Origin of the sequence: Kushneria phyllosphaerae (assembly GCF_900312995.1) — a bacterium.
In the GTDB taxonomy this organism is placed as follows: Bacteria; Pseudomonadota; Gammaproteobacteria; order Pseudomonadales; family Halomonadaceae; genus Kushneria; species Kushneria phyllosphaerae.
On record NZ_ONZI01000001.1, the window covers coordinates 1,029,081 to 1,041,819 of the forward strand.

Below are 12,739 nucleotides of genomic sequence, written 5' to 3' on the forward strand. Positions count from 1 at the left end.
CGAGACATCATGTGGCTGAAGCTGATGTTGTCTCTGGCAGTACTGACTGCCCACCCTGTCAGAGCCGATGAACTGCCGCCGCCGCCAAAGGCCGTGCCCGACATGCTCATGACGCTGGAACTGGCACCGGTCATCAACGGCGCCGCCCAGGGGGAGACCATTCCTGTTCGCTATTACCAGAGTCGCGCCACGGTACGTCGTGAAGATCTCGCGAACATGGGCGTGCCGGTGCCGCCAGGTAATGAAGTATGGCTGGAGCAGGATGACCTGCCAGATATTGATTTCGAATATGATGCGCCTGGCCAGCGTCTTCTGATCACCGTTCCCCCCGAACAACTGGCGAATCAGTATCTCGGTGCGCCATCGCGTCAGCGCCATCAGGCACAGGCAGGCCAAGGGGCGTTATTCAATTATGATTTTTACTCAAGCCATCAAAGCGACTATCGCTACGCTAGTCTGTGGCACGAGGCGCGAGGCTTTGGTGACTACGGTGTGTTCTCCACTACCGGTCGCTGGCGGCAAACGCTCTCTGGTGTTGATACTGGAGAGTCAGGGTATCTGCGTTACGACAGCTGGTGGCGTTTTCATGATACGAACACCATGAATACCTGGCAGGTGGGCGACATGATCAGCGGCTCGCTGGCCTGGAGCCGCTCGGTACGCATGGGCGGAGTGAAATTTTCGCGAAACTTTTCACTGCGTCCGGATTTGATCACGTATCCGTTGCCCACCTTCAATGGCACCAGTGCCGTGCCGGGTACGGTGGATCTATTTGTCAATGGCACTCGCTCACGCTCGCAGAATGTCGCGCCCGGCCCCTTTACCCTGACCGATGTGCCCTACATCAATGGTGCAGGTGAAGCCGTGGTGGTGACCGAGGATGCTCAGGGCCGGCGTGTCGCGACCTCGGTGCCCTTTTATGTCACTAGTGACCTGCTGGATGCCGGTCTTGCTGATTACGATCTTTCAGTTGGCGCGCTACGGCGCAACTACGCCCTGCGCAGCATGGATTACGGGGCCCCTGCTGCCAGTGGTGTTTATCGTTATGGACTCAACGATACCCTGACGCTGGAAACCCATGGTGAGGTAGCCGAGGGGTTGAGTCTTGCCGGTGTTGGCAGCGTCATGCGGCTTGGGCGATTGGGGGTGCTGAATCTGGCGGCCAGCGGCAGTAAGCACGAGGAAGGCAGTGGTTGGCAGCAAAGTGTTGGCTATCAGTACACCCGGTCCGGTTTCAATATCGGGGTGCAGCACAATCGACGCGATGAAGATTTTAGTGATCTTTCCGGCCTCGGGCTCGAGGCGGCCGTTTATGGCCGTAGCAGCACCCAGGTGAACACCAGCGTGGCGCTGGGGGAGCTGGGCTCGATCAGTGCCGGCTATTTTGATACCCGCAGTGTCGATGATACCCGCACTCGGTTACTCAACCTTTCCTGGAATCGATCACTTGGCCAGCGCAGCAATTTATTTGTTTCCGGGAATCGGGCTTTGGATGGAGAGGGCTGGAGCGTGACCGCACAGCTGTCGGTCTCACTTGGTCAGCACGGCACGCTGGCCTCCAGCGTTGAGCGGCTACCCGGAGATAATGGCTCACGCCAACGTCTTGACTATGATCGTCCCGCCCCCATTGATGGCGGCCTTGGATGGCGTCTGGGCTATGACCGGTCCAGTCGAGGCGATGACTATCGTCAGGCAGAGCTGTCGTGGCGCGGCAACCGAGGCGAAGCCCGTGTGGGTGCCTTTGGTGATCGCGATGATACCGCCTGGTGGGCAGAAGCCACCGGTGCGCTCGTGGCCATGGATGGAGACGTGTTGCTATCCCGTCAGATCAACGACGCCTTCATTCTGGTCAGCACCGAAGGCCAGGGCGATGTTCCCGTCAGCTATGAACACCGCACGATCGGTCGCACCGATGACAGTGGCCATCAGCTCATCCCCTGGGTGACGCCCTGGTATCAGGCCGTGGTGGGTATCGACACCATGGGGCTGCCGCCTGACATGCAGGCCGAGCGCGTGCGCCAGCCCGTCAGCGTGCGTGCGGGAAGCGGCTACCTGATGCGCTTTCCGATTCATCAGGTCAGAGCGGCCAGCATTCGTCTTGAAATGGCCGATGGCGAACCTGTGCCGCTGGGCAGTCTTGCAACGCTTGCACGAGGCGGAGATCAGGCAATCGTTGGCTACGACGGTCTCGTCTACTTCCAGCAGCTGTCAGGCCGTGAACGACTTTTTGTCACGACACCTGATGGGCAGAGCTGTGACATCGAGCTTACGTTGCCCGAGGATGATGACATGCTGCATACACTGGGACCATATTCCTGTCGTCTGGAAATGGCTGATCGAAGATTGGCGCAGCCCGAGGAAATGCCATGATCCATCGTGAGTGGCTGAGTGCCATCATGCTCTGCTTCGGGATAATTTACGCCTTGCCTGCGCAAGCAGACTGTGAGGTGGATAGCGTTAGTGGCAGCCTGGGTAGTGTCCCCTCGACCCAGACTGGTCAGAGCTATCAAACCCAGGTTGCCGGTGGGCTTGGTTGTTCAGGCGCTGCTCTTCAGTTCGCCGGTAATGACAGGGCGGATGCGACAATCACGGGCACCAGCAATAACCTGGCGCTGGTCAATGCGGCCGGTGATCGCATCCCTTATCAGATATATGGTGATTCCAGCTTCGAGGACCTGCTTTCAATTGGTGCGCAGACCAGCTTTATGGACTTCAATCTGGTCAATATTGGCGGATTGTTCGGCGGTCCCGAAAACAATATTCCTCTTTATATTCGAACCCGGCCGACCCGGCAGATCTCGGCCGGCGTCTATAAAGACACCATTGTTGTACGCTGGGATTACAGTGTCTGTACCGGTGCCGGTGCGTTCGGCATATGTCTTGGCCGCTCCCGCGGAAACAAGACAGCCTCGCTTGATCTGACCATGACCATCACCCCGGACTGTCTGATCAATGCGCCGGACATCAGTTTTGGCAGTGCCCCTCTGGTATCTGGATTTGGCGAAGTGAACCAGTCGCTGTCGCTATTTTGTACCAAAGGTAGCACCTTTCAGGTGGGTCTGAGCGCAGGTAGTCACGCCCGCAGCGGCGAGCGTTTCATGGCCAGCAGCAGCGGAGAGCTGTTGCGCTATCGGATTCTGAAACCCGACCGCACCCCCTGGCGAGACATCAACAGCGGCCAGGCGCGCAGCCATCTTGATGCCGATCGCAATCCTGGGCTCGGTCTTGGCGGCGGCCCCGGTATCAATGGCAGCCAGTCTCAGGAGTTTAACTACCGCGCCGTGATCGACCCCGATCAGGCCACGCCATCACCAGGCACTTATACCGATCAGGTAGTGGTCACCGTGGAGTTTTGAGAGGGAACGAACGTTGGGGGAGAGGGGGTATCGTGCGTGGCAGAAACCGGTGCGGTGATTGCATGTCACGAGAAAGGAAATTTAAAAGCACATCCATGTGCAGAGCCCACATGGTGGCGAGGCTCGTCCTTGAATAAGGAATGTCGCATAAACATTGGGCAATTAACATCGCTCGAAAGGAGTATTAATCCCTGGAAAAGCTTACCGCTCTGCGCCAGTACCTGATCAATGGCTGTTCCCATGCCGGTGGGGATGAGTTGCACCGGAGCGTGTAACGAGAACGTTTGCCATCTCCCATGGGCGCAGGGATTTACCGCTGGCGATCGTCAATGTCCGGGGAGGTTCCAATCGTCAAGACGCCGATAAGCGCTGGTCGTTACATTTTCTGATCAGGATGCACATCGCCCGGGCCAGGGTTATCGGTCGCCGAGCGGTTGAGCGTGTCGCAGCGGCGTTTGGCCTCTTCTTCAGGGTCATAAAGGCTTTCCTGCTCAAGAGTGTCGTCATCAAAAACGATAAATTCGGGGTCATTGCTGGCCGCCAGGGTGGCAGTCGGCAGGGCAGGCTTGTAGACATGGGTCATGTCAGCGCCCTCCATGGGGGAACCTTCTCACTCTAGTCCTGTAGCGTTCACCTTGCTGGCACGCAATGGTCTCGTTTGCCGGTATCCACCTGCGAACGAGGCATTGAGTCATCAGGGCGACGGTGCCTTTTCATCAGGATGAATGCCTTGCCCGATGACGACCCACCAGTGCATTCCACGCCGTAAACACCGCACCCAGTGCCAGCATGGCGGCAATCGCCAGCAGGGCGTGTCGACCCAGATGATTATTGAGAGGAATGGCGAGCGCGGCGCCGGCGACCAGCGCGCTCCAGCGCACCAGCCCGTCCAGCCCGGCCTTGAAGTTGCCTTCGGCAAAGGCGCGCCCGGTTCTGACCAGCATGCCGGTCAAAAAGGTCACCCCTGATTCGTTGCCGCTGACCTGGTTGAGTGTGCCCATGGCCGCGGCAATGAAAAGCACGGTGATAAACGGGTAGTCATCGCTGTGGGCAAAGGGCATCGACGCGCTCATCAAAAGGGATGTGAGCAGCAAAATGACCGTGGGGCGCCAGCGTCTGGCGCGCATCCCGATCCACGCCCCCAGCGCCGTGGCAGTGAAAAAGGCCGCGATGACCGCGGCCAGCGGCGTAATGCCGGCCCAGTTACCTTCTCCGATATGGCGCCCGATGTGCGAGCTGTTGCCGGTCATGTAGACCGCCAGCAGATCGCGACTGTGCAGATAAATCAGCGCGTCCGTGGCGCCTGCCACCATGAACAGCAGCGCAAAGGCCGGGAATGGAATCTTTCTATCCAGCATGGGGGCACCTGAAAACGATCATGACGGCCGTGAGTGTAGTGCTTTCACACGGCCCCGTGCCGTCATCGATTTAACCTTCGCGGTGCGCCGGGAAGCCCGAAAGGCAGCGCCTGCAGTCTCCTGATCGACGTCAGTGCTCAAAATGGCGATGATAAGCCCTTACTCATGAGCGCGGAGCCGACGACATGGCAGGGCAGCAACATCACTATCAGGTCAGGGTGCAGTGGCAGGGCTGTCGGGATACCGGCACGACCGGCTATCGCGACTATGGGCGTGAGCATCAGCTGAGCGCGCCCGGCAAGGCCCCCATTGAGGGTTCTGCCGATCCCGCCTTTCTGGGCGATGCCGATCGCTGGAATCCGGAGGAGCTGCTGGTCGGCTCACTGTCGGCCTGTCACAAGCTCTGGTATCTACACTTGTGCGCCGAGGCAGGGGTGGTCGTGCTGGCCTACGACGATCACGCCGAAGGCGAGATGGACGCGGCGCTGGGGCGATTCACCCGCGTAACCCTGCGCCCCCGCATCACCCTGAAGGATGCCGGCCTTGAAGCGCGCGCCCGCGAGCTGCATGACAGGGCCCATGAGAAATGCTTTATCGCCGCCTCGGTCAATTTCGACATCGAGTGTCAGCCCGCGTTTGTTCAGGACGCCTGCCATGGGTGAGCAGGTCATCTGGTATCTGGAAATGCGGGATCCAGACGCTCATCGCGCCCGCGCGCTGCCAAAGACGCTCAATGTGGTTGAGTGCGAGATCCCTCAATTTGAATTGAACCGCTTTCTCTATCGGCTGATCGGGGCCTCATGGCAGTGGGACGAGAAGCTCAAGGGTGACCAGGACGCGTGGCGGGCGATGATTGAAAGTGATGCCCATCGCACTTTCGTGGCGTATGACCGCGGCGCGATTGCCGGCTACTTCGAGCTGTACCGCCCCGATGGCATCAACGTCGAGATTCTTTATTTCGGGCTGGTGGCGGAGTTTATCGGCAGGGGCCTGGGCGCAGGGCTTTTGAGTCACGCCATCGATCAGGCCTGGCGCTGGGCTGGCACCGAGCGAGTCTGGCTGCATACCTGCTCGCTGGATCACCCGGCGGCGCTGGAAAACTATCAAAAGCGCGGCTTTACGATCTACGATGAGGAGATCGCGCCTTGTTGACGATCGTTGCCGTTACGACATGGTCATGGTCATGGTCCTTGACGACAGCATCGAACGTCCGGTGGTTTCTCTCCCTCATCGCCTTGATAAGGCAGTTATCATGAGCGGTATGGCCGTCGTTGTTAACGCCTGCCGCCCTCTGCCTTTCCATGATCGTTTCGGGATAAATGTCGATGTCGTTTGTGCGCGCGCCTGTTGTGCAACGCCTGCTGCCAGTAGCCCTGCTGGTAGTGGCCATGAGCTCGATCCAGAGCGGCGCCTCCATTGCCCAGCAGCTCTTTCCGCTGGTGGGCGCCTCCGGAGCCACCTCCATTCGCCTGCTGCTGGCCGCCATTTTGATGCTGGCCATCTTCCGGCCGTGGCGTCAGCCATTGACGCGCAGCGCCTGGAAGGCCATCACCGTTTACGGTGTGGCGATGGGGCTGATGAACTTTCTGCTCTATCAGGCGCTGGTCACCGTGCCATTGGGGATTGCGGTGGCGCTCGAGTTCACCGGGCCACTGGCGGTGGCGGTGTTTACCTCACGAAGGCGTCGCGATCTGACCTGGATCGCGCTGGCCATCGTGGGACTGGCGATCCTGCTGTGGCCGGACAAGAGCGTCGAGCACGGCATTGATCTTCGGGGCGCGCTCTGTGCACTGGGCGCGGGGGTGTGCTGGGCACTCTATATTCTTTTCGGGCGCCGGGCCGGCAGCGGCAACGGCACCCAGAGTGCGGCGCTGGGCATCACCATTGCCGCGATTGTCATGGTGCCGATCGGGCTTGTCGAAGCCGGCACCGCCATCCTGTCGCCGGCCGTGCTGCCCATCGGGCTTGCCATCGCGGTGCTCTCCACAGCGCTGCCCTATACGCTCGAGATGTTCTCCCTGTCGCGGATGCCCACTCACATGTTCGGGACACTGATGAGCCTGGAGCCGGCCATCGGCGCGCTGTCGGGGCTGATCTTTCTGGGGCAGCAGCTCACGGCCCTGCAATGGCTGGCGATTGGCACCATCATCACGGCCTCGATGGGCACGACGCTGACCTCGCGTTCGGCAGCGCCCGTCCAGAGCTGACGGAGGCCCGACATTATCAACCGGGCGCCGGGAGGCCCGCATGATGACAACGCTACCTGTTCGTATTCCACTGATTCAGGCCCCCATGGCCGGCGTTTCTACCCCCGAACTGGCGGCTGCTGTCAGTAACGCCGGTGCGCTGGGTTCGATCGCCATTGGCGCCGCCTCGGTCGAGACTGCCCGAACCATGATCGAGCACACCCGGTCGCTGACGGACAAGCCCTTTAACGTCAACGTGTTATGCCACCGCACTCCGGCCATCGATATCGATCGAGAAGCACGTTGATGCGAGCATCTGGCGCCCCTGTTTGCCCGTTTCAGGGCCGCCCCGCCCGAGCAGCTTGAGACGATCTACACAAGCTTCAATGACGATACGGCGATGCAAGCGCTGCTGTGTGAGTTGCGCCCGGCAGTGGTGGGCTTTCATTTTGGTCTGCCCCCGCTATCGGTCATTGAGGCACTCAAGGATCGGGGCATTACGCTGCTTGCCACAGCAACCACGCTGGCCGAGGGGCGCGCCATCGAGGCGGCCGGGATCGATGGCGTCATTGCGCAGGGCAGTGAAGCCGGCGGACACCGTGGCGTGTTCGAGCCAGAAAAGGGCGATGCGATGCTGGGGCTTTTTCCACTGGTGAGAATGCTGGTGCAGGCATTATCAATCCCCGTCATTGCTGCCGGCGGGATCATGGACGGGGCCGGCATTGATGCGGCGCTGGCGGCAGGCGCCTGCGGCGTACAGCTGGGCACGGCCTTTATTGCCTGTCCGGAGTCTTCTGCTACCGAGACCCGCCGTGCCTGGCTGAGCGGAGCACACGCCTTTGAGACGGTGGTGACCTCGTCCATTTCCGGGCGTCCGGCGCGTGCGCTGGTCAACGGCCATACCCGCGAGATCACCTCGATGGATGTTCCCGACTATCCGCGGGCCTACCTTGTCGGCAAGGCGCTGGCTAGTGCGGCCTCGAGTGCGGGTGAACAGGATTTTGCGGTGTGCTGGGCGGGACAGGGGGCCGCGCTGTCACGTGCGCTGCCGGCCAATGAGCTGATCGCACAGCTTGATAATGAGAGCCGCTGGCTTGGTCGTGCATCAAAAATTGTTGAATAAACAATCACTCATGCAAGAATGTTGAGACAACAAGGGGAAATGCCTTGCCCGCCATCCGCTGGGTTGGTGAGCCCGATGCGTTAATTTCCTGTATTCAACTGTGCAAGGAGTGATCATGACAGGCCAGACCCCGGGGATTCGAGACGTGCCGCATGACGTGGTCGTGATTGGTGCCGGCGCTGCCGGCATCGCTATCGCTCAGGGTCTTCGCAAGCGGGATGCACGCCTTGATATCGCGCTTATCGATCCGGCCTCCGAGCACTATTATCAGCCGGGCTGGACGCTGGTTGGCGGGGGGGTGTTTGACGCCGACCGGACCCGGCGGAAGATGCAGAAGGTTCTGCCCAGGGACGTAACGCATTATGCCTGCCTGGCCGCCGCCATCGACCCTGATCGGGGCGCTGTGCGGCTGGAGGATGGCCGCACCGTGTCCTTTCGCGCTCTGGTGGTGGTGCCGGGGCTTGAGCTTCACTGGGACGCCATCGATGGGCTTGCCGCAACGCTTGGCGAGAGCGGTGTCACCTCCAACTACCGCTTTGATCTGGCACCCTATACCTGGTCGCTGGTACAGAAACTGCGTCAGGGGCGAGCGCTTTTCACCCAGCCGGCCATGCCCATCAAATGCGCTGGTGCGCCGCAAAAGGCGATGTATCTGGCCTGTGATCACTGGCGCCGCTGCGGCGTGCTGGACAACATCAACGTTTCCTTTCACAACGCTGGCGGTGCGCTGTTTGGCGTGCCGGCCTATATTCCTGCCCTGATGGAGCAGGTCGAGCGCTACGGCATAGAGCTTGAGTTTCATCGACAGCTGGTGGGCGTGGATGGGCCCAATCGACAGGCGCACTTTTTGATTCACGATGCCGATGGTCGCCAGCGTGAGCACGTCGAATCCTTTGACTTGCTCCATGTGGTGCCGCCACAGCGCGCACCGGCGCTGATTCGTGACAGCCGGCTGGCCAACGATGCCGGCTGGCTGGACCTGCATCCCCACACCCTGCAACATCAGCACTATCCCGCCATTTTTGGGGCCGGCGATGTCAGTGCCACGGCCAATGCCAAGACCGCCGCGGCCGTGAGGGTTCAGGCCCCGATCGTGGCAGATAATGTCGTGGCCTATCTCGAGGGAGAGCCCCTGTCAGCGCGCTATCAGGGGTATGGCGCCTGCCCGCTGACGGTCTCGCGCGGGCGGGTGGTGCTGGCCGAATTCGGCTATGGCGGCGAACTCATGCCGACCCTGCCGGTCTGGCTCAACGACGGCCAGCGGGCCACGGGCCTTGCCTGGCAGCTCAAGGCGCATCTCATGCCGATCATCTATTGGCAGATGATGCTGAAAGGGCGTGAATGGATGGTGTCATGAGGCATGCCATAATTCTGCGATCAGGTTGGGGCCACGCGCATGCTTTAAGATCGGGATAATCGATCCAATAAGGAAGTACTGTGGCCGCCGGTAGCCTGTTGACCCTGCTTGATGATATTGCCGCGCTGATGGATGACGTTTCCGTCATGACCAAGGTGGCTGCCAAAAAAACCACGGGGGTGCTGGGGGATGATCTGGCCCTCAATGCTCAGCAGGTCACCGGCGTGCGCGCCGATCGTGAGCTGCCGGTAGTCTGGGCCGTCTGCAAGGGCTCACTGCTTAACAAACTGATGCTGGTGCCGGCGGCGCTTCTGATCAGCGCCTTTGCCCCCTGGCTGGTGACGCCGCTATTGATGCTGGGCGGCGCCTATCTGAGCTATGAAGGGGTGGAGAAACTGGCGCACGCCTGGCACAAGTGGCGGCACCCGGAGGCCACCAAAAAGGACACCACAACCGCCGAGCGTTCCCCGGAGGAGCAGAAGGCCTTTGAGCAAAAACGCATCAAGGGTGCAGTGCGAACCGATTTCATCCTGTCGGCCGAGATTATCGCCATTACGCTGGGCACCGTGGCCGATCAGCCCCTCATGCAGCAGGCGGTGGTGCTGTCGATTATCGCTCTGGCCATGACACTGGGGGTGTACGGCCTGGTGGCGGCGATCGTCAAGCTGGACGACTTGGGGCTTTATCTGAGTCGTCGCAGCACCTCCCTCGTCCAGGGGCTGGGGCGGGGCATTCTGACCGCTGCACCGTGGCTGATGAAGTTTCTCTCGGTGGCGGGAACGGCGGCCATGTTCATGGTGGGCGGCGGCATCCTGACCCACGGCATACCGGTGCTGCATCACGCCATTGAGGCACTGACGCTGGCCGAGGGTGAGATTCCAGGGGTGGGTGTCATTTTGCAGCCGATCACGCCCACGCTGATCAACATGCTGGTGGGCCTGGTGCTGGGTAGTGTGGTTCTGGGCGTGGTGTCACTGATCAAAAGGATGCGCGGCGCCCCCTGACATCGCGTGTAACGATATTCAATGCCCCGTGCCACGGGGCCATGACCCGGGAGAGGCAGCACATGACCATGCCCGACAGCGTTGTGCCGGAGCGCAGCGAGCTGGATGCCAGTCAGGGGCCGGTAGTGGTGGAATTCGGTACGCCCTGGTGTGGCTACTGCAAGGCAGCGCAACCCCTGATCAGCGACGTCATCGGTCAGGCCGCCGGGGTATGGCATGTTCGTGTCGAGGACAGCAAGGGTAATCGACTGGGGCGGTCATGGCAGGTCAAGCTCTGGCCAACGCTGATCTTTCTAAAGGATGGTCAGGAGCTGGCACGCTGCGTGCGTCCCGAGACCCGCCAGGCGCTGGAAGCCGCGCTTGAGCGTATTCTGTAATTCTGCAGGGCAAGGGTCATGCGAGAGGGCGGGAATACCGGGGTAGGCAAGGGTGGGGCGTACAGGGTGACCCGACAGTATCATCACTGACAACCATGACGTCCTGCCATGGCGCTCTTCCCTGAGTTCTATCGGGTCGACGTGGTCTGCATCCCTGCCACGTCCTGTCTCCCTTTGGCGGACACCTTTCGGTTCCCCGGGCAGGTGCCGGGCGTGAGGAACATGCTTCCCTTCATCAGCCAGGTCCTTCTGTCCGGGTGCCTTCCTGGCACCACCTCAAGCCACAGGCAATATATCGGTTTCGCTACCGGCTCAATAGATGCAGATGTATCGGTACTCCCGATGCATTTGCGGGGTCTATTCTCCGACTGGCTGCCAGGTTGTCATGATGGTCGGCTGTCATGAGGTCTTCTTCGAGTCTGGCGCAACGTCCAAACCCTGCTGGCGCGCGACAATGATGGCTTCGCTGCGGCTATGGACGTCCAGTTTGCGATACAGCGAGGCGATGTAATTGCGCACCGTGCTGTGGGCCAGCGACAGCTCGGTGGCTACGCGCTTGTCGGAAAGTCCCTGACACAGCAGGATCAGCACTTCGCGTTCCCGGACGCTGAGATTGATGACCGACGGCGACGTGACGGGCACGGAATGCCGGGTATGGCGAACGCTGGCAAGTTTTTCGACCAGGGTGCGCGTAAACCACGAAGCGTCCTGCATGACGGTGTCGATGGCGGCAAAGAGTTCTGCTTCCGTGCGCTTGCGCTGGGTGATATCGACCAGCGTCAGCAGGACCCGGTCATGATCATCGATGCTCACCATGGTGGCCGAGATCAGCCACGTCAGGCAGTCACCGCCGGGAATGGTCACGTTGCTCTCAAGACCGCTGATGGTTTCGCCGGCATCCAGTGCCGATAGGATGCGGCGTCGAACGGCAGCAGGCAGGGGCGCATACTGTGTCAGCGGCCCGGTCTGCGAGACGCTGGCATCATGGCCCAGCGCGCTGTTAAAGGCGTCGTTGACCTCCAGCAGCGAGAGCGTGTGATGATCGGCCAGCGCCGTAGGCACTGGCGACAGGTGAAACAGCGTTGAAAACTGCGCTTCGCTGCGTCGCAGCGCGCTCTGGGCCCGTCGGGTCGGTTCAAGGTCAGTGAAGGTCAGCAGCATGCAGTCTTCCTCGCCAACCTCGATGGGCTGACCGGCCACCACCACACATTTGCTCTCACCCGTGGACCGCGGATGCAACACGGCTTCCATCTGGGCAATCATCAGACCTTCCTCAAGGCGGCGAAGGGCCTGTTCACGCTGGTCGGCGCCGGCAAACACATCCAGCTCGTGGATGGAGCGGTCGAGTACGTCCTGTTCGCTCAATTCGGTCATGTCCAGAAACCCCTGGTTGACGCGAATGAAGCGCTGATCATGCAGCCGGCAGATCAGGGCCGGGGCCGGATTGATATTGAACGATCTTTCAAAGCGTTCTTCGGCGCTGGCAAGGGCCGTGATGTCCTCGATGATCAGGGCCGCCACATGGGTGGTGTCATCAATGCTCAGCACCCGGCCGCGGGTGCGGTGCACGCGAAGATGGTCGGCCTGGTCGGGCAGCAGCACCTCGACAACGACATCATCGAAGGGCGTGCCCTCGAGCAGCTGGACCACCGGTGGGTGCGGCTGGTCGTGCGGCGTTTTAAAACGCAGCTGAAAGCGTTCGCGGTACTCCACGATGGTGGTGCCCAGAGCATCGACCCGAGAGACTTCGTGCATGGCCAGTGCCGCCCGGTTGGCCCAGCGCAGTGAACCGTCCGGGTCGAGCAGCATGACGCCTTCTCTCATCTCTTCGATCAGCTGGGACAGTGGCGAGGAGAAGAGATCATCAGGGCAGGGGATGTCGGTAATGGCAAGCTGGTCGGACACGGCGGCTCTCGGGCGATGAAAAACCTTATGATGCAATGGTGTGGCGATAGTGAACAGCACGCGATTCGTCGAT

Annotated in this window: 11 protein-coding genes and 1 pseudogene; 9 read left to right on the forward strand and 3 right to left on the reverse strand. The window is 60.7% G+C overall.

The annotated features are described in order from the left end of the window. Nucleotides 1–9: 9 nt before the first annotated feature. Together KSP9073_RS04555 and KSP9073_RS04560 are read left to right on the forward strand one after the other, a co-directional pair. Complete coding sequence (locus KSP9073_RS04555) at nucleotides 10–2,370, forward strand: fimbria/pilus outer membrane usher protein (protein ID WP_165814155.1); 2,361 nt, start codon at nucleotides 10–12, stop codon at nucleotides 2,368–2,370. Next, a complete protein-coding gene (locus KSP9073_RS04560) occupies nucleotides 2,367–3,356 on the forward strand; it encodes a Csu type fimbrial protein (protein ID WP_108841717.1) in 990 nt (329 codons plus the stop codon). Before KSP9073_RS04555 ends, KSP9073_RS04560 begins: the two co-directional genes overlap by 4 nt. Nucleotides 3,357–3,732: 376 nt before the next feature. On the opposite strand, the gene KSP9073_RS04565 is transcribed toward KSP9073_RS04560, so the two are convergent. After that, a complete protein-coding gene (locus tag KSP9073_RS04565; RefSeq protein ID WP_133240988.1) occupies nucleotides 3,733–3,939 on the reverse strand; it encodes a hypothetical protein in 207 nt (68 codons plus the stop codon). A gap of 133 nt (nucleotides 3,940–4,072) precedes the next feature. After that, nucleotides 4,073–4,714, reverse strand: a complete 642-nt coding sequence (locus KSP9073_RS04570; protein WP_108841719.1) for a YoaK family protein — start codon at nucleotides 4,712–4,714, stop codon at nucleotides 4,073–4,075. 185 nt (nucleotides 4,715–4,899) lie between these two features. Between KSP9073_RS04570 and KSP9073_RS04575 the strand changes: the two genes are divergently transcribed. The 7 genes and pseudogenes from KSP9073_RS04575 to KSP9073_RS04605 all read left to right on the forward strand — a co-directional run bounded on the left by KSP9073_RS04575 (nucleotide 4,900) and on the right by KSP9073_RS04605 (nucleotide 10,761). Further along, nucleotides 4,900–5,376 (forward strand): OsmC family protein, encoded by a 477-nt coding sequence (locus KSP9073_RS04575; protein WP_108841720.1) that lies wholly within the window; start codon nucleotides 4,900–4,902, stop codon nucleotides 5,374–5,376. Next, on the forward strand, nucleotides 5,369–5,866 hold the full coding sequence (locus KSP9073_RS04580; protein ID WP_108841721.1) for a GNAT family N-acetyltransferase: 498 nt from the start codon (nucleotides 5,369–5,371) through the stop codon (nucleotides 5,864–5,866). Before KSP9073_RS04575 ends, KSP9073_RS04580 begins: the two co-directional genes overlap by 8 nt. 173 nt (nucleotides 5,867–6,039) lie before the next feature. Further along, complete coding sequence (rhtA, locus tag KSP9073_RS04585) at nucleotides 6,040–6,921, forward strand: threonine/homoserine exporter RhtA (RefSeq protein ID WP_108842045.1); 882 nt, start codon at nucleotides 6,040–6,042, stop codon at nucleotides 6,919–6,921. Between the two features lie 43 nt (nucleotides 6,922–6,964). Continuing rightward, nucleotides 6,965–8,023 (forward strand): annotated as a pseudogene (locus tag KSP9073_RS04590) (NAD(P)H-dependent flavin oxidoreductase). A gap of 115 nt (nucleotides 8,024–8,138) precedes the next feature. Then, the gene (locus tag KSP9073_RS04595; protein WP_108841722.1) at nucleotides 8,139–9,380 is read left to right on the forward strand and encodes an NAD(P)/FAD-dependent oxidoreductase; all 1,242 of its coding nucleotides are present in this window, start codon (nucleotides 8,139–8,141) and stop codon (nucleotides 9,378–9,380) included. 80 nt (nucleotides 9,381–9,460) lie between these two features. Further along, entirely contained in the window at nucleotides 9,461–10,384 is a 924-nt protein-coding gene (locus KSP9073_RS04600; RefSeq protein ID WP_108841723.1) for a DUF808 domain-containing protein, read from the forward strand. A gap of 62 nt (nucleotides 10,385–10,446) precedes the next feature. Then, nucleotides 10,447–10,761, forward strand: a complete 315-nt coding sequence (locus KSP9073_RS04605) for a thioredoxin family protein (RefSeq protein ID WP_108841724.1) — start codon at nucleotides 10,447–10,449, stop codon at nucleotides 10,759–10,761. A gap of 399 nt (nucleotides 10,762–11,160) precedes the next feature. Here the strand turns inward: KSP9073_RS04605 and KSP9073_RS04615 are convergent, their stop codons facing one another. Next, entirely contained in the window at nucleotides 11,161–12,666 is a 1,506-nt protein-coding gene (locus KSP9073_RS04615) for a helix-turn-helix transcriptional regulator (RefSeq protein WP_108841726.1), read from the reverse strand. Nucleotides 12,667–12,739 lie beyond the last annotated feature (73 nt).